The 17,504-nt window shown below is 58.3% G+C and carries 17 protein-coding genes; 12 read left to right on the top strand and 5 right to left on the bottom strand.

Annotation, left to right across the window (positions count from 1 at the left end):
* Positions 1 to 31: 31 nt before the first annotated feature.
* The 4 genes from ACR0I7_RS05675 (at position 32) to ACR0I7_RS05690 (ending at position 5,030) form a co-directional block, all read left to right on the top strand.
* On the top strand, positions 32 to 631 hold the full coding sequence (locus tag ACR0I7_RS05675) for a nucleotidyltransferase family protein (protein WP_480509256.1): 600 nt from the start codon (positions 32 to 34) through the stop codon (positions 629 to 631).
* A 755-nt stretch (positions 632 to 1,386) separates the two neighbouring features.
* Positions 1,387 to 2,823, top strand: a complete 1,437-nt coding sequence (locus ACR0I7_RS05680; RefSeq protein WP_480509257.1) for a Do family serine endopeptidase — start codon at positions 1,387 to 1,389, stop codon at positions 2,821 to 2,823.
* 163 nt (positions 2,824 to 2,986) lie between these two features.
* Positions 2,987 to 3,667 carry a response regulator transcription factor gene (locus tag ACR0I7_RS05685; protein ID WP_480509258.1) on the top strand — a complete coding sequence of 227 codons (681 nt, stop codon included), beginning with the start codon at positions 2,987 to 2,989 and terminating at the stop codon, positions 3,665 to 3,667.
* Positions 3,668 to 3,716: 49 nt separating this feature from the next.
* Positions 3,717 to 5,030, top strand: a complete 1,314-nt coding sequence (locus ACR0I7_RS05690; protein ID WP_480509259.1) for an ATP-binding protein — start codon at positions 3,717 to 3,719, stop codon at positions 5,028 to 5,030.
* 36 nt (positions 5,031 to 5,066) lie between these two features.
* Here ACR0I7_RS05690 and ACR0I7_RS05695 read toward each other — a convergent pair whose 3' ends face one another.
* Positions 5,067 to 6,290, bottom strand: coding sequence for a cytochrome P450 (locus ACR0I7_RS05695; protein WP_480509260.1), 1,224 nt, complete (start codon positions 6,288 to 6,290; stop codon positions 5,067 to 5,069).
* A gap of 99 nt (positions 6,291 to 6,389) precedes the next feature.
* Here ACR0I7_RS05695 and ACR0I7_RS05700 point away from each other — a divergent pair, with 99 nt between their 5' ends.
* Complete coding sequence (locus ACR0I7_RS05700) at positions 6,390 to 6,737, top strand: TfoX/Sxy family protein (protein ID WP_480509261.1); 348 nt, start codon at positions 6,390 to 6,392, stop codon at positions 6,735 to 6,737.
* A gap of 59 nt (positions 6,738 to 6,796) precedes the next feature.
* Here ACR0I7_RS05700 and ndk read toward each other — a convergent pair whose 3' ends face one another.
* Positions 6,797 to 7,219 (bottom strand): nucleoside-diphosphate kinase, encoded by a 423-nt coding sequence (gene ndk, locus ACR0I7_RS05705; protein WP_008757405.1) that lies wholly within the window; start codon positions 7,217 to 7,219, stop codon positions 6,797 to 6,799.
* A gap of 103 nt (positions 7,220 to 7,322) precedes the next feature.
* Positions 7,323 to 8,525 carry a Bcr/CflA family efflux MFS transporter gene (locus ACR0I7_RS05710; protein WP_480509262.1) on the bottom strand — a complete coding sequence of 401 codons (1,203 nt, stop codon included), beginning with the start codon at positions 8,523 to 8,525 and terminating at the stop codon, positions 7,323 to 7,325.
* 105 nt (positions 8,526 to 8,630) lie between these two features.
* Between ACR0I7_RS05710 and ACR0I7_RS05715 the strand changes: the two genes are divergently transcribed.
* The 7 genes from ACR0I7_RS05715 (at position 8,631) to ACR0I7_RS05745 (ending at position 14,796) form a co-directional block, all read left to right on the top strand.
* Complete coding sequence (locus ACR0I7_RS05715; protein WP_480509263.1) at positions 8,631 to 10,481, top strand: ABC-F family ATP-binding cassette domain-containing protein; 1,851 nt, start codon at positions 8,631 to 8,633, stop codon at positions 10,479 to 10,481.
* Positions 10,478 to 10,870 carry an ACT domain-containing protein gene (locus ACR0I7_RS05720; protein ID WP_480509264.1) on the top strand — a complete coding sequence of 131 codons (393 nt, stop codon included), beginning with the start codon at positions 10,478 to 10,480 and terminating at the stop codon, positions 10,868 to 10,870. The genes ACR0I7_RS05715 and ACR0I7_RS05720 overlap by 4 nt, the downstream gene beginning before the upstream one ends.
* Entirely contained in the window at positions 10,867 to 11,487 is a 621-nt protein-coding gene (locus tag ACR0I7_RS05725; RefSeq protein ID WP_480509265.1) for a MarC family protein, read from the top strand. Before ACR0I7_RS05720 ends, ACR0I7_RS05725 begins: the two co-directional genes overlap by 4 nt.
* Before the next feature lie 41 nt (positions 11,488 to 11,528).
* Positions 11,529 to 12,110, top strand: coding sequence for a retropepsin-like aspartic protease family protein (locus ACR0I7_RS05730; RefSeq protein ID WP_480509266.1), 582 nt, complete (start codon positions 11,529 to 11,531; stop codon positions 12,108 to 12,110).
* Positions 12,111 to 12,168: 58 nt separating this feature from the next.
* Positions 12,169 to 12,786, top strand: coding sequence for an ImuA family protein (locus ACR0I7_RS05735; protein WP_480509267.1), 618 nt, complete (start codon positions 12,169 to 12,171; stop codon positions 12,784 to 12,786).
* A 112-nt stretch (positions 12,787 to 12,898) separates the two neighbouring features.
* Entirely contained in the window at positions 12,899 to 13,495 is a 597-nt protein-coding gene (locus tag ACR0I7_RS05740) for a YceI family protein (RefSeq protein WP_480509268.1), read from the top strand.
* Between the two features lie 80 nt (positions 13,496 to 13,575).
* On the top strand, positions 13,576 to 14,796 hold the full coding sequence (locus ACR0I7_RS05745; RefSeq protein ID WP_480509269.1) for an MFS transporter: 1,221 nt from the start codon (positions 13,576 to 13,578) through the stop codon (positions 14,794 to 14,796).
* A gap of 30 nt (positions 14,797 to 14,826) precedes the next feature.
* On the opposite strand, the gene ACR0I7_RS05750 is transcribed toward ACR0I7_RS05745, so the two are convergent.
* Positions 14,827 to 16,500 (bottom strand): flotillin family protein, encoded by a 1,674-nt coding sequence (locus ACR0I7_RS05750; RefSeq protein WP_480509270.1) that lies wholly within the window; start codon positions 16,498 to 16,500, stop codon positions 14,827 to 14,829.
* Positions 16,501 to 16,547: 47 nt separating this feature from the next.
* Complete coding sequence (locus tag ACR0I7_RS05755; RefSeq protein WP_480509271.1) at positions 16,548 to 17,303, bottom strand: OB-fold-containig protein; 756 nt, start codon at positions 17,301 to 17,303, stop codon at positions 16,548 to 16,550.
* Between the last annotated feature and the right edge of the window lie 201 nt (positions 17,304 to 17,504).

Here is a 17,504-nt window from a genome sequence, read left to right on the forward strand (position 1 = left end):
CACCACGCGCAGATCGCGTAAAGGTAGGCGCATGAGCTGTATTCCCATCATCCTGCTCGCCGCAGGCCAATCCACGCGTATGGGCGGAACAGACAAATTGATGCAGATGGTGGATGGAGAACCCTTGATCCGCCGATCTGCCCGCAACGCTTGTGCATCAGGCCCCGTCATCGCTGCGCTGCCTCCCGGACCGCACCCGCGACACGATGCGCTTGCGGGGCTGGATATCGAAATCGTCGAGGTCTTCGATGCCGCCGAAGGGATGAACGCCAGCCTGCGCCACGCGATGTCGCATGTCGATGATGATGCAGCCGCCGTCATGATCCTGCTGGCCGACCTGCCCGATCTGACGAGTGCCGACATCAAATCCGTGCTGGGCGCTATGGCGAAGCACCCTGATATGCTGATTTGGCGCGGTGCGACAGCGACAGGTCAGCCGGGCCATCCGGTAATCTTTGATTGTGCATTGTTCGAACCACTCAAAACCCTCACCGGTGACACCGGCGCGCAGTCCGTTGTGCGAACGCATTCGGACAGGGTTCATTTACATCCGCTGCCCGGCGAAAACTCATTGCTTGATCTTGATACGCCCGATGACTGGGCCAGATGGCGAAAAAACCAAGGTGGCTGAAAGAACACGGCCCGGTCTGTTCAGACCGGGCCGTGTGCCCAAAATTAGGACTACCACTTTCACCAACACCGTAAGCGCAGTCTGATCGTCAAAAGACGTCGACTAATCCGCTGCCAAACCGAAACAAGACCCCCTCGTTAACATGCCGCTCAGCGCTTCCGGTGACTGAGATAACCCTCCAGCACCCCCTAGTGCTTTCGGGTCCCCTTCACTTGGGCAATTACATCGTCACCGATCCTGCGCCTTCAAACAACGCAAAACTTGGAGAAAGGGTTAATTTTATGCAGTTTGGAATGGTTTTTCCGCAACATTTAGACGACAAAAGATCAACCTAAGGTTGTTCTATGTTACGCTGGAATTGTCGCGCACGAGCAAGTCACTCAAACATAACGCGCAATAAATCGCTCATTCAAAGACCTATGATCAAACATTTTTCTCGTCAAAAGATCCGATCACAACTCAAGGGAGATTTCGCTCAACAGGCAAAAACGCGCTCGCCCGTTGTTAACAAAATTGATTCAATACAACAGCTTTTAGGATTTGACCGGCACATTCGGCAACAATCCACCGATTCGCACTTTGTGATTCTCTTGTCGTCCTTAGTTCTCAGTCTTTACGTTGGCGGCATACAACATGGCGAATGAGGCAAAATTAAGATTTATTAACTGACCAATCAGAAAACGCTCAGGTTCAGAGGCCAACTCTTGTCTCGACGCATGCACATAAGCACGCCGCATACAGGAGACATGATCACAATGAGCATCCGCAAATCCTCTCGCATTTACCCGCGCACCACCAATTGGGTCGGCGCAAGCACGCTGGGCGCAGCGCTGCTGGCCACCACAGCCCTACCCTCAATGGCCGATGAGGCTCTGGCTGACCTTGTTGAAACCGTATCACCGTCGGTCGTCACCATTGTCGCGGTGCAGGACACCCCCGATGTACCTGCACAGGGACAAGAGTTTGATTTTGAAGGCCACCCGTTTGGCGAATTTTTCAAACGGTTTGGCGGGCCTGAGGGCTTCGATATGCCAGACCGGGGCCCAAGCCAGGGTCTGGGATCGGGTTTCGTTCTGGATGAGGACGGATATATCGTTACCAATCACCACGTTGTCGACAACGCCAGCACAATCACAGTCCGCCTGAACGATGAGCGCGCGTTTGAGGCCGAGATTGTGGGAACCGATCCTCTGACAGATATTGCCGTTCTCAAGATCGACGCGGGTGAAGCGTTGCAGGCAGTTCAAATGGGCGACAGCGATGTCATCCGCGTGGGCGAAGATGTTGTCGCAATCGGCAACCCGTTTGGCCTGAATTCAACGGTGACCACGGGCATCGTCTCAGCCAAAGGGCGCAATATCTCTGAAGGGCCCTATGCCGAGTTCATTCAGACCGACGCGGCAATCAACAAAGGCAATTCGGGTGGTCCGCTGTTCAACATGGACGGCCAGGTGATCGGCGTGAATTCGGTCATCTATTCCCCCAGCGGTGGCTCGGTGGGTCTGGGTTTTGCAGTGACCTCGAACATCGTCGAACACATCACAGCAGATCTGCGCGATGATGGTCAGGTCAGTCGGGGCTGGCTAGGTGTTTCAATCCAGAATGTCAGCCCTGAACTTGCTGCGGCCATGGGGATTGATGCGGCCTCTGGGGCGCTGGTGTCTGAGGTTGTCAGCGGAAGCCCGGCAGAAGGTGTCCTTCAGCAAGGTGACGTGATCCTGACCTTCAACGACGAAGCTGTTAAAACCAGCAGCGATCTGCCGCTTTTGGTGGGCACCACCAAGGCGGGCACGGACAGCACCTTGACTGTCCTGCGCGACGGCAAGCAAGAGCAGTTGAACCTGACGGTCGGCCAGCATCAGACGGCCTCAGCAGAAACCAATGCACCGACCGAGGACAAGGTCGCAGACACCTCGCTCGGTGTGACGGTCGCGCCGTTGTCTGAAACAGCGCGGGCTGAGATGGGTGTGGCTGACAACATCGACGGTGTTGTTGTCACGGCGCTGCAACCCGAAAGCCCCGCCGCCAAGGCCGGTCTGCTGCGCGGTGATGTGATCGTCAAGCTGGGAAATCAGGAAACCACCTCGCCCGACGCGCTGAAAACCGCGCTTGAGAGCGAGAAGACCGACCCGGCCTTGGTCCTGATCAGTCGCGGCGGCAATCAGATCTTTGTCGCTGTCGAGATCGCCTGACCTGTACCAGCGCGCGCCACGAGATGGGGATATTTGGCACGCGCATCTCCCGGTGACATGGATTGTCCACATGTGCCGGGACGGCCGGGTGCGAAAATCGCATCCGGCCTGTTTTTTTAAGCCGTTATCCGTGTTTATACTCAGACTGAAAGGAAACCCTACAATGAGCAGACGCCTCCTGATCGTCGAAGATGATGCAGACACACGCGACTTCATTGCCAAAGGGTTTGGCGAAGAAGGCTATGTTGTAGAAACCGCCTCAGATGGCCGCGAAGGCTTGTATCATGCGACCGATGGCGGCTTTGATGCCGTCGTGCTCGATCGCATGCTGCCCGGTCTCGATGGGTTGTCTTTGATCAAATCCTTGCGCGCAGCTGGCCTAAAAACCCCTGTTCTGATGTTGACCGCCATGAGCGCCGTCGACGAACGGGTCAAAGGCCTGCGCAGTGGCGCGGATGATTATCTGGTCAAACCGTTTTCGTTTCAGGAATTGCATGCCCGGATCGAAGCCCTGCTGCGCCGTCCGCAGGAGGCAGAGGAAACTGCAACACTGACATGCCGCGACCTGGAAATGGATTTGTTGACGCGCAAGGTGACCCGTGGAGGCAGAGACATCACGCTAACGCCAAGAGAGTTTCAGATTCTCGAGTATTTTCTGCGTCGCAAGAACCGGGTGGTTTCACGCACCATGCTGCTGGAAGGCGTCTGGGACTATCACTTTGACCCCAACACCAATGTTGTTGATGTCCATATCTCGAAGCTGCGGCGCCAGATCGATGAGAACAGCGCCGAGCCGCTGATCGAAACTGTTCGCGGTGCGGGTTACATGGTCTCTGATGGCTAACCTACGGCTTTCGTTCAATAATTCCAGAACGCGGCTGGTGCTAGCCAGCATGGTACTCAGCACTCTGCTGACTGCTGCTGTTCTGATACTGGTCTATATCACCGCGAACCGTACAATCGAAGGCGAAACACGCTCGGTTGTATCTGCAGAATTGACGGGATTGGCGGACGAGTACGAACGGCGCGGCCTGATCGGGCTGATGAACGCGATTGAGAGGCGCCTGCCGAGCGCCTCGGAACGGGATGCTCTGTACCTGCTGACAGATCGCTTCGGAGCAACGTTGGCCGGAAACCTCCGACAGTGGCCCGAAGGGATCGCAGCAGGCACGGGCTGGGTAGAGCTGGAACTGCGCAAAGCAGAAACCGATCAACTGGTTCCGATCTCTGCCGCATCCATACGGTTGCCGGGCGGAGAACGGCTGCTGGTGGGCCGGGATGCACTGGCGCGGCAGCAATTTGACCGTGTATTGCTGCGCTCCGTCGCTTTGACACTTGTGATCGCGCTTGTGCTTAGCATTTTCACCGGCTGGCTACTGACGCGACTGGTGTTTTCACGTCTGAAAGATATCGCAGATACTGCGGAGAATATCGTTTCAGGCAATCTGACGGAACGTATGCCTCAACGCGGTTCGGGTGATGAATTCGATCAGGTCGCGGGGACGCTGAACAACATGCTTGACCGGATCGAAGAACTGGTCAGCAATCTGCGTACAACATCGAATTCCATCGCGCATGATTTGCGCTCTCCGTTATCAAGGCTGCGGCAGCGTGTGGAAACCTTGTGCGACCCGGACAAAAGTGATCTAGACCGCGAGATTGATGTCGCTCGGGCCACCGGAGAAATCGACCACGTTCTGCGCGTGCTCAGTCAGCTCACTGAAATCTCACGCGCCGAAGCCGGGTTGGGACGTGAGCAGTTTGAAAAGATCGACCTGCATCAACTCGTCAACGACGTCGTGGAACTCTATGATCCGGTGGCTGCGGATCAGGGTGTTAGACTTGAGATCAAAGGGACGGCGGACCCCATACAGGGGCACCGCCCACTGTTGTCCCAAGCCTTGTCGAACCTGCTTGAAAACGCCATGCGCTATGCGCCTGAGGATACTGAAATCACTATAGAAATCGGATCAGACGGCGCGTTCACACTGCTGAGCGTAAGGGACCGGGGGCCTGGCGTGCCAGAATCCGATCTGGCCCGGCTGCAGCTGCCCTTTGTCACGCTGGATCCGGCACGGACCGAACGCAACGCCGGGCTTGGCCTTGCGCTTGTGGCCGCAATTTCGCACATGCACGGCGGCACCTTTCTCGCGCGCAATCGTGATCCTGGCCTGGAAACAACATTGAAGCTCGCACAGCGCCGCTGAGCCCGCGCAACTTAGCTTAGCACGGTCGGCAGTCGATCACAGAACGGCCGGAAGCGACGCGTACCCCCGAAACCGAATACGGCCCCCGCGAACCCGCGCTTCTACCAGCCTATAGTCCGGGTATCGATGCAGAAACCGCCCTAGCGCAACGCGCCCTTCTAAACGTGCCAGAGACAGGCCCACACAAACATGGGGGCCACCAGCAAACGCAAGATGGCGGTTGGGTTTGCGGGAAATGTCAAATCGTTTCGGTTCGGCGAATATAGCCGGGTCGCGGTTTGCAGCGCCGATGCAAAGATGGAGGTTCGTACCTTTGGGAAGGACTCCGCCGTGCAGTTCGACCGCGCTGGTCGTTTCACGGTTCCCGAATTGGTTGGGCGAGCGAAACCGTAAAACTTCTTCGACGGCTGAAGTAACAAGCTCGGGATTGTCCAGCAACTTTTGCTTCTGATCCGGATGATCGTGCAACAGCGCAAGACCGCTACCGATCAGATTGGTCGTTGTCTCGTGGCCGGCATTCAGAATGAAAATGCAATTCTGCAGCAACTCGACCTCGCTTAGCATCCCGTCGGCCCCCTCACCACGGATCAATCGGGTCAACACGTCCGTTTCAGGGTCTCCAGGAGCGGCGCGGCGGCGGGCGACAAGATCGCTGAGATAGGATTTGAATTCCCGAACGGCCTTATGACCGACCACAAGTTGCTGATCCGTCAGCGCAGGCTCCAGCGCACCAAGGATCGCCAGCGACCAGTCGCGCAAAGGCGCACGCTCGTCCACAGGAATATCCAACAGGTTGCCGATGATCTGGATCGGAATAGTCGAGGCAAAGTCTTCGATCAGATCCACCTGCCCCAACCCCGCCATCCGCTCCAGCAAGACATCGACCGTTTCAACAAGGCCAGGTTCCATTTTCGCGATGGCACGAGGGGTCAGCGCAGACGTCATGATTTTGCGAACCCGCGTGTGCAACGGCGGGTCGGAAAACACCAGTGAGGTCGTATGATGCTCGAACAAGGGCGACCCTACCCCATATTTCGGCCCAAATGCCGCCTTCTTGTCCGATGAATACAACGTGGTGTCCCGGTATATGCGATCCAGATCGGCATGCCGCGACAACAGGACAGACCCGTCCGGTTGCAACAAAACCGGGGCGTCCGACAGCAATGCGTCATAAAAGGGAAAGGGATTGTCGACAAATCCGGGTGGCGGGTTCATCAAATCCAGATCGCACACGAATGGCGTCGTTTCTTTCGTATCCATGTCTCTCTCCCTGACTATTGCCTAGCGCAATGAAAATGCAGGAACAACCGTACCGCTGGCGTCACGTGACATGCCCGACCGAGCAGGTTATGACGAGCTATGTCCGATCCGGTTTCTTCCATCCGCAACCTTGGCCCCGCGTTCGAGCAGGCCTGTCACCGCGCCGGTATCCACTCCGCGCAGCAGCTGCGCGACCTTGGTGCAGACACGGCCTATGCGCAGTTGCTTGAGGCCGGAACCAAGGCCCATTTCATAGGGTACTATGTGCTGGTCATGGGGCTGCAAGGCCGTCCCTGGAACGACTGTAAGGGAGAAGAGAAAAAGGCGTTGCGCGCCCGTTTCGATCACATCAAGGCCAGCGTCTCGCGCCGCCCCGAATCTCAGATGATTTCTGATCTGGATGCAATCGGGGTCCGTGTCGCGCCACAGGACCTGAAGCCCGTCTGAAACAGAAAAAGGCCGCACCCTGCGAGGGGCACGGCCTTAGAAACTCGACTGACAGCGGCTTAGCCGACCAGTTCGATACCCGAGAAGAAATATGCAATTTCAACCGCTGCGGTTTCCGGCGCGTCCGAACCGTGGACCGAGTTTTCGCCGACCGATTCAGCGAACTCGGCGCGGATGGTGCCGGGCGCTGCGTCGGCAGGGTTGGTGGCACCCATGACTTCGCGGTTCTTGGCAATGGCACCTTCGCCTTCCAGAACCTGAACAACAACCGGAGCTGACGACATGAATTCGCACAGTTCGTCATAGAACGGACGCTCGGCATGGACGTCATAGAACTTGCCAGCCTGAGCTTTAGTCATGTGGATGCGCTTTTGCGCGACGATGCGCAGGCCGGCTTCTTCGAACTTGGCATTGATCTTGCCAGTCAGGTTGCGGCGGGTTGCATCGGGTTTGATGATCGAGAATGTACGTTCCAGTGCCATATCGGCCTCTCCTTACTTTAAGTCGCGCGATACGCGCCGAAATCCATCGCGCGCCGCCTAACATGGTCTGAGGCGTATGAAAAGCACTATGATGCGATGTGGCTCAGATCGCGTCGGGCAGCGGGTCGTGGCGATCCACCCAACGGACGTAGAGCACGGCCAGCAGACCGATAAAACTGCTGAGGCACATCATCCCCAGCACCAGATAAGGCCCGTTTTCTGCGGTGACCAACGCACCGGTCATAGAGGTCAGGATCGCGCCCAACGCCACCACCATGGCCCCCGACAAGCCCGCTGCGCTGCCAGCCAGCTTGGGGCGCACTGACATAACCCCGGCCGAGGCGTTGGCATTTGTCAGACCGTTTCCGAAACCGACGCAGATGGCAGAGCCGAAGAATACATAGACAGTGCCAAGATCAGCAAGGAACAGCAGCAGCCCGCAGAACGGGCCCACCGATGCGACGATGCGCCCGATCAGGATCATCGTGGTCAGACTGGTTCTGGCCGCGATCCTGCCGGTAACGAAGTTTCCGATCATGAAGCCACCGGTGATGATCCCGATCCCAAGGCCCAGCATCGCAGGGCTAAGATCGAACCACGCCGCAGCCACAAGGGGGGTGCCGGTTATGAAACTGAAGAACCCGCCGATGGAAAAGGCTGCACAAAGTGCAAATCCCCAGAACCGGCGCGCACGAAACAAATGCGGATACTCCTGCAATTGTGCTGCAAAGGTCGAGGATCGGTTGGTATTGGTCTCTCCCATATCCAACCAGAGCAGTGCCAGCAGTCCGACGCCAAGCACCGAATAAAGGACGAACCCGGCGCGCCATCCAAACAGCATATCCAAAGCACCGCCCAGCATGGGGCCGAGCATGGGCGCCAAAGCCATCGCCATCGCGACATAGCCCAGCTTGCTAGCCGCCTCGTTCGGCGGATAGCGGTCGCGGATCGAGGCGCTCGACAGCACCGGCCCGGCCACCACCACGGCCTGAATCAGGCGGAATCCAAGAAACACCCAGATCGACTCGGCCAGCGCACATCCGATTGAGGCAAGGACAAAGATCGCCATGCAGATCAAAAGGATAGGCCTGCGCCCATATCGATCCGACAAAGGCCCCATGATCAGCTGCAGTACCGCCGAGATCGCCAGATACCCGGCCACCGACAGGTTCACCAACCCATAGTCGACCTGAAAATCCTCGCCCATCCGGGCGAGCGACGGCAGGAACATGTTCAGCGACAGGACCGAAAGCGCGGTCGCAAAGATCAGTGTGATCAGGGACGGAGGTGTTTGAGCGGCACGCATGTCAGAACCATCGAGAAGACGAACCGAAACAGCGCTAGCACATCACCCCGACGTTGAACATGGCAACCTCTGGCGGCGTCCATGATGCTCTGTTAAGAGCGCGGTATGCTACGGATCGAAAACATCACTTATGCAGTCGAAGGCCGCCCACTGTTCGACGGGGCCAACGCGACGATTCCGGATGGCCACAAGGTCGGGCTGGTGGGCCGCAACGGTACCGGAAAAACCACCCTGTTCCGCCTGATCCGCGGAGAGCTGTCGCTGGAATCCGGCAATATCTCGGTCCCCAAACGCGCACGGATCGGCGGCGTGGCGCAAGAGGTACCGTCGTCTGACGTGTCGCTTATCAACACCGTCCTGGCCGCAGACACAGAACGTAGCGCACTGATGGCCGAGGCCGACAGCGCGACTGATCCAACGCGTATCGCCGAAATCCAGACCCGGCTGGCCGATATTGATGCTTGGTCGGCTGAGGCGCGTGCTGCCTCGATCCTCAAGGGGCTTGGGTTCGATGATGACGACCAGCTACGCCCCTGTTCCGATTTCTCGGGCGGTTGGCGGATGCGTGTCGCGCTGGCGGCGGTACTGTTTTCGCAACCCGATCTGCTGCTGCTGGACGAACCGACCAACTATCTGGACCTCGAAGGCGCGCTGTGGCTGGAGAGCTATCTGGCAAAATATCCGCATACCGTGATCATCATCAGCCACGACCGGGGGCTGTTGAACCGCGCCGTGGGGTCGATCCTGCATCTCGAAGACCGCAAGCTGACCTACTACGCGGTGCCTTACGACAAATTCGCTGAACGCCGTGCCGAACGTCTGGCGCAGGCGGAATCCGAAAATGCCAAGGCCAAGGCCCGCATCGCCCATCTGCAAAGCTTTGTGGATCGCTTCCGCTATAAAGCGTCCAAGGCCGTTCAGGCGCAATCGCGCCTGAAGATGATCGAACGCATTCAGTTGGTTTCCACCCCGCAAGAGGCCGCCCTACGCGCCTTTTCGTTCCCTGAGCCCGAGGAATTGTCCCCTCCGATCATCCAGATTGAAGGCGGCGTGACGGGTTATGATGAGACAGAAGTGCTGCGCCGCCTGAACCTGCGCATCGATCAGGATGACCGCATCGCGTTGCTTGGGAAAAACGGCCAGGGTAAGTCCACCCTGTCCAAGCTGCTGTCTGACCGCCTACCCCTGATGGCGGGCAAACTGACCCGCAGCAACAAGCTGCGCATCGGTTATTTCGCACAGCATCAGGTGGATGAGCTGTATGTGGACGAAACGCCGCTGGACCACCTGCGCCGTCTGCGCCCGGATGAGGCACCGGGCAAGTGGCGTTCGCGTCTGGCCGGGTTTGGCCTGAACGCCGATCAGGCCGAGACTGAGGTTGGTCGCCTGTCCGGTGGCCAGAAGGCACGCCTGTCGCTTCTGCTCGCCACGATTGACGCGCCGCATATGTTGATCTTGGACGAACCAACCAACCACCTTGATATCGAAAGCCGCGAGGCCTTGGTTGAGGCGCTGACCGCCTATTCCGGCGCGGTGGTTCTGGTCAGCCACGACATGCACCTGCTGTCGTTGGTAGCCGACCGGCTATGGCTCGTTTCGGACAGTACCGTGAAACCGTTTGAAGGCGATCTTGAGGCTTATCGCGCCCTTCTGCTGGCCCGCGACAGGCCCGCCAAAGAAAAGCCTGTCGCCGCAAAACCCAAACGCCCGTCCCGCGATACGATGCTGGCCCTGCGCGCCGATCTGCGCAAATGCGAGGACCGGATCGAAAAACTGACGGATATGCACGAAAAGCTCTCGGCCAAACTGGCGGATCCGGCGCTGTATGACGATGACAGGATCGACGATCTGGAGACCTGGAACCGCAAATTCGCCGAAGTGGTTGAGGCGATGCAAAAGGCCGAAGCGTTGTGGGTTACCGCAGCTGAGCGGCTGGAAGAGGCAGAAACAGCATGAGCACACCCGTTGTCGAAACCAACGCAATGATCGCGGGCATGCGCCCCGAACTTCAGCCCGGCACATTCGCCTTTGTGATCTGGCCGGACGGCAAAGCCTGGCCAGGAGGAACCCGGGCCAGTTGTGTCGAGGCCGAGGGGCTTTCTCTGATCATCCCCATCGAAGCGGCCCCTGAGGAGGCGCTGGCCATGTGCTGCATCACCCTGCAGGTTCATTCCTCGCTTGAAGGCGTTGGCCTGACCGCTGCGGTGTCGGATGTTTTGTCAAAATCTGGTATCCCAGCGAACATGGTTGCCGGCTATCACCACGATCACGTCTATGTACCTGCCCAATTGGCGCAGCGCGCGATGGCCTTGCTGACAGACCTGCAGCAGAGCGCCCACACATGATGGATTTCGCGTTTTTCGTCACTGCTTTCACCACCCTCTTCGTGGTGATCGACCCCTTTGGTACAACACCCATATTTGTGGCGCTGACACAGGGTATGGATAGCCGCACCCGCCGCAGGATTGCTTTGCGCACATGCGCAACGGCCTCGGGCATCCTGATCGCCTTTGCCGCCTTTGGCGAGGCTGTGCTGGGCTTTGTTGGTATCTCAATGGAGGCGTTTAAGGTGGCTGGCGGCGCCCTTCTGTTTCTCACCGCGCTGGACATGTTGTTTGAACGTCGCACCAAACGGCGGGAGGACCGGACAGAAGAGGAAGACCACCCGGACCCATCCGTTTTCCCGCTGGCCATTCCACTGGTTGCGGGGCCGGGTTCGATTGCAACGATAATCCTGCTGGCCGGTCAGAATCCGGGGGTTCAGGGGATCGCGGCCGCCTGCGCCGTAATGTTGGCCGTGATGGCCGTTGTTCTGACGTTCTTTCTGTCTGGCGGGTTGATTGCGCGCTTGCTGGGCAAGACCGGTTTGAATGTTCTGACCCGCCTGTTGGGTATGTTGCTGGCCGCCTTGTCGGTTCAGTTTATTCTTGATGGGCTAAAGGCCTTTGGATTCGCGTCATAAATCCCCATATATCTTTTGGATGAGTTGACCAGGGTACCGCTATGGATGGTGACAGCATTGCACGTTTGGCCTATCTGGCATTGCTTGGCGCAGCCATCGTGGCCTGGTTCTTTGCTCAGAACCGCCAGACGTTGAGCAAGACGCTGCAGCAGGCTCTGGCCTGGGTGTTGATTTTTGTCGGCGTCATCGCCGCCTATGGCCTGTGGGGTGACATCCGAACGACTGTCGGCCCTGCCCCGCAAATGACGGTTGCGGGTAACAACATCGCGGTTCCCCGGGCCTATGATGGGCATTACTACGTGCCGATCCTCATCAATGGCGAACCGATCACCTTTATGGTCGATACCGGTGCCACTCAGATCGTGCTCAGCGAGCAGGATGCCCGCCGCGTCGGCATTGATCCGGCGCAGCTGAACTATTTCGGCAGGGCCTCGACCGCGAACGGAGAGGTCAGGACTGCGCCGGTTCGTCTGGATGACGTGACCCTGGGACCAATCACTGACACCAATGTCTCGGCCTGGATTAACGAAGGCGCAATGGATCATTCCTTGCTGGGGATGGAATATCTGCATCGGTTCTCGAATATCCAGTTCGCTGATGGGCGCCTGATCCTGTCGCGCTAACAATCAGGTATTGAGTTGCACTATTGAGAACATATAGTGAACATGCTAGATTCACAGCATGTCGACACAGCTTCTTGGCCGCAAACCCGCGCGCGCCGCGCCGGGGTTGAACCTTCATCCGCAGATCACCCTGCAACTGGGCCGCGTGCATGAGGCCTGCGGCCCCGCCCGGCGCACCTTTGCCATGTGGTTGGCCAGCCAGATGCATGGGCCGGTCTTATGGATTTCCCCCGCGTGGGAGGTGGGCCAGCTCAACCCCGAAGGGATGACCTCTTTTGCTGATCCGGCACGGTTTCTGTTTGCTCGCGCCGGTCACGCCATGGATCTGCTGTGGTGTACCGAGGAAGCATTACGCAGCGGAGCTGTGCCTCTGGTTATCTGTGACCTGCCCGAGGCCCCGGCTCTGACGCCCATTCGGCGGATGCATCTGGCTGCGGAACGGGCCGCCACGATGGGTCAGGCTCCGCTTGGCCTTCTGCTGACCCCCGGCGAGGGTGGCGCGCAAGGGATCGAGACACGATGGCATATGGCCCCCACCTGTCAAAACGGAAGCGAGAGCTGGGTGCTGACCCGTCGCCGTGCACGCGCCCTGCCCCCGGTCACCTGGCTGGTCACCCGGGCCGAACCGCGCACTGAACTGCAGATCAAACAGATCAAATCTGACGCGGATGTGTAGCATACAAGCTAATGTGAATGGCCGCCTCCTGTAACGCGCCCTAGCATTCGAGGATGAGACAAACAAACACCTCGCTCTATTTGAACGCCTCGCTTCAACGGAAGGCCACGACATGCGCAGATTGACACGGCGTTGCATGTTGGGCGGGCTGGCTGCGTTGCCCTTTGCACGTCATGCGCAGGCAGCCCCCAAACCCTATATCCTGACGGCCGAGGGCACCTTGGTCATGTTTTCCTTTGATCTGTCCGGGGTCGCCCAGACAGGCACAATGCCGATACAATCCGCCGATATCCAGATCGACACCAACAGCCTACAAAACAGCAGCGTTGATGTTGTACTGAGCGCAACCAGGGCGCGAACCAAACTGCCCTTCGCCCTCAAACCCATGCTGGGCCCAAGCGTGTTGGCGACCCAGCAACACCCGACCATCCGCTTCAAATCGACCAAGGTGCAGCTTGGCCCCGGAGGGCGCATCTCGGATGGGGCCAGTATCACAGGGGATCTGACGATACGTGGCATAACTCGTCCCACAACTTTGCAGGCCAGTCTTTACCGCCAAACGGGAACGACCCCCACCGATCTTGACCATCTGTCGATCCATCTGACGGGTGCGCTGAACCGCCATACCTTCGGGGCGTCGGGCTATCCCGATCTGGTTCAGGACATGATCAATCTTAACATTCGCGCAGAAATCTTGCGCCAGCGCTAACCCGTGATAGACAGAAAGCGACGCGACAACGTCGAAGACCTGCGCGCAATGCCGTGCAACGCTGCCAGTCTGGGTTCACTATGCGCACGATCATTTCTTTTGCCGCCCTGTTTCTTTCGGTCATCCTGCTGCAACTCTCGACAGGTGGCGTTGGGCCGCTAGACGCGATCTCGGGGCTGACATTGCAGTTTTCGACCGAGCAGATCGGCCTGCTGGGCTCAGCCCATTTTCTGGGGTTTTTCATCGGCTGCTGGTGGGCCCCACGCCTGATGGGCAGTGTTGGTCATTCGCGCGCATTTGCGGTTTGCACGGCCTTGGGGGCGATGGGGCTGATCGGGCATACCCTGACCGACAGCCCCTATATCTGGGCGGCATTACGGATCGCATCGGGCACATGCGTCGCCGGATGTTATACCGTGATCGAAGCCTGGCTGAACGCCAAGGTCACAAACGAAACCCGCGGGCGGGCGATGGGCACCTATCGGATTGCCGACATGGGTGCCTCGCTCTGCGCGCAGTTGATCATCGCCGTTCTGCCCCCGGCTTCATATGTTTCCTACAACCTGCTGGCCATCCTCTGCTGCGCATCGATCCTGCCCCTCGCCCTTACCCGTGCCAGCCAGCCCGAAACCCCCGCAGCTCCGCGCCTGCGTCCAAAGCTGGCATGGCACAGCTCACCTTTGGCCGTCGCGGGCGTGATTGTGGCAGCGCTGAGTTCGGCTTCGTTCCGGATGGTTGGTCCGGTCTACGGGCAAGAGGTCGGGCTGGCGGTCGACCAGATTGCATTCTTCCTCGCGTCTTTCGTTCTAGGCGGAGCATTGGCGCAGTATCCGATGGGGTGGCTTGCGGACAAGTATGACAGGCGCTGGGTACTGATCTGGATATCGGCCGCAGCGGTTGTGAGCTGCGCAATCACAATGGCGGCTGGCGGCACTGGGACGATTGGAGTGATGCTGTCCGCCGGTCTGTTTGGCTTCACTACCTTCCCGATCTTCTCGGTCTCATCCGCCCATGCCAATGACTTTGCCACAACCGAACAACGGGTCGAACTCTCAGCCGCGCTCATGTTCTGGTACGCGCTTGGAGCGATCGCTTCGCCCTATATCTCATCCACCTTGATCCAAAATTTCGGCCCACCCGCCCTGTTTGCTTTTGTCGCGCTAGGCCATGTCTTCCTGATTGTGTTTGGATTGGCGCGGATGCGGTCTCGGCCCACGCCGCAGGAGCGGACAAACTATGTCTACGCGCCACGCACGTCTTTCACCATTGGAAGCCTGCTGAAAGGGTCTCGCGAAAAGTAAGAAGGGCCGGGATTTCCCGGCCCTTCAGTCTTATTGCTGTGTCGGCGCGGTGTCGTCTTCGACGACCTCCACCGTTTCCGAAGCCTCAACCGTCGGCTCAAGCGCCCCGTTGACCACTCCGCCAACACCGTTTTCCATCGACAGGCCCAGCTCTTCACCAAGCTTCTTCAGCGCGGGCATCTGCACTGCCATTCCCATGATTGAATCCAGCGCCTGATTGACCACCGGCTTATCGCTGTTGGCCGCCCCACCTGCAGAGCCTGCCCCGATCCCACCAACCTGATGGATTTTGATCGAGTCGATCTTTTCAGCCGGCTTGACCATTTCCGAGATGATCGACGGCATGGTCTCGATCCGAGCCAGATCAACCTTCATGCGGATCTGATCCACCGACAGGGCGTTGTCGGCATCAACAATCGCGCGCTTACCTTCCGCTTCGGCCAGCATGTCGTTTTTCTTGGCTTCGGCGCGAATGTTCAGCGCGTCCGCTTCGGCCTGCGCCTCTTCACGGCGGGCCTCAGCACGGTCGGCGGCGGCCTCTTTCTCGGCCTGGGCGGCCAGACGGATCGCGGTTGCCTGACGCTCGGCCTCACGGGTGGCTTCGATCAGAGCGATCTGCTTATGACGCTCGGCCTCGGCCACTTCACGCGCAGTTGCGACGGCTTCGGTTGCCTTGGTCGCCTCGGCGCGGGCCAGATCAGCTGATGCACGCGCACGGCTTTCCTCTTCGGATTTCTGCGCGATGATGATCTGACGCTCTTGCTCGGCCACTTCGATCTCACGCTCTTTGGCGATCTCAGCATCGCGGATCTTACGCTCGCGTTCAATCTCAGCTGCACGAATGGCCTCTTCACGAGCGATCCGGGCGCGTTCGGTTTCACGAACTGAGTCCTCGGTCCGCGCGGCGATCTCTGCCTCTTGCGCAACGCGCAGGGTTTCAACCTGTTGCGTCTGCTCGATGCGTGCCTGCTCTTCGTCTTTTTCAATCAGCAGCTTCTGACGCTGTGCTTCCATCGCCGCACGACGCACTTCAACCTCAGCTTCAGCATCAATTTGCGCGCGCTCTTTCTTGGAGGTCGCAATCACCTCAGCCAGCTTGCGCATACCCACCGCGTTAAAGGCGTTGTTTTCGTCAAGAGCTTCAAACGGCGTCTGGTCCAGCGCAGTCAGCGAAACCGATTCAAGCGACAGACCGTTTTTCAACAGGTCCTCGGACACCGCATTCTGCACCTCTTGCACAAAGTCGGCACGGTTTTCGTGCAGGCCGTCCATGGTCATCTGTGCGGCAACAGCGCGCAGGCCGTCGATCAGTTTACCTTCAATCATCTCACGCAGTTGTTCGACATCGAATGTTCGGTCGCCCAGCGTTTGGGCCGCACGCGCGATACCTTCTTCAGTGGCCATGACTGAAACGTAGAATTCAACGCCCACGTCAACCCGCATCCGGTCTTTGGTGATCAGCGCTGCCTCGCCGCTGCGCTGCACCTCAAGGCGCAGGGTCTTCATGTTGACAGGGCTGACCTCATGCAGCAGCGGCACGATAATGACGCCGCCATCCATGATGACCTTTTTGCCGCCTGCCCCGGTTTTCACCAGGCTGACTTCGCGCGTCGCACGCTTATATAGTCGGCCAAGCACAAGGCCTATGAACAAGAGTACCGCTAAAATGGTCACAACTGTGACGGCCAGGAATGGAAGTTCCATACAAAATCCTCCGTTTAGGGGTTTGAAATTTGGTTAGTTGGTTTTGGTTATTCGGACATACCGACCAGAACGAACCGGTCGCGCCGTCGGTCGCGCAGAACAAGAACTTCAGTGCCCTGCTCCAGCATGTCTTTGTCCTGCAAGGGCTCGGCGCGCAGGTAATGCGTATTGCCGAACCGGTCCATGACGCGCACCTCTGCCGGACGTCCGCGTGAGGCCGTGCCTTGGGTAATCACACCCCTGCGGCGGGCCAGCATCCGCTCGGACATCGCCTCGGTCTCGGTTTTCGGCAGCAGGCGAGCAAAGACGCCACCAAAGCCACGCGCGAACCACAGGCCAAATGCACCGGCAGGGATGGCCGCGATCCAACTGGGCAAATCGAAGCCCAATAGATCGCGCAGCGCCAGTTGCAGGCCCATACCGCTGAGGCCAAACCCGGCCAGCAAAACCACGAGCCAGATCAGGAACGGCATTTTACCGATGCCAAGCCAGCTTGAAGGTCCCGGAGACGCGGCTTCTGGCACGTCGGCTTCGATCTCGGCCAGTTCCAGATCACTCAGATCGATATCGGCGTCGATATCCAGATCGAAATCCGCCAGATCCAGATCAGGGGCGTCGACCATATCCAGATCGACCTCGCCCTCACCTGCCAGCAGACTTCCACCCAGAACCAATGCAATCAATTCCAGCCCCAGAAGACCGAACAGAAGCGCAAGCGCCAGGGTAAAGGGCACAAATGCGCCCTCTAGTAAAAAGTCAAACATCAGCAGGTTGCCCTCGTTATTGTATACTTTTGTATACATATGAGATGGGAAGTCATTGCTACAATTTCAAGAGGTTGTGATTCCAAATTACAACCCATGGGTAGCGCCGCCATTGACTAAGATGCAATTCGCCCTAGCCGCTTTTCGTATTATTCTCTCAAATACGCGCCCAAAATGACATGACGGTGAAAGCCGGGCTTTTGCTGGCCGTTCACATAAGATAGACGAGCGCGCAGACAG

The sequence above is a fragment of the Ruegeria sp. AM1 genome, assembly GCF_056540745.1.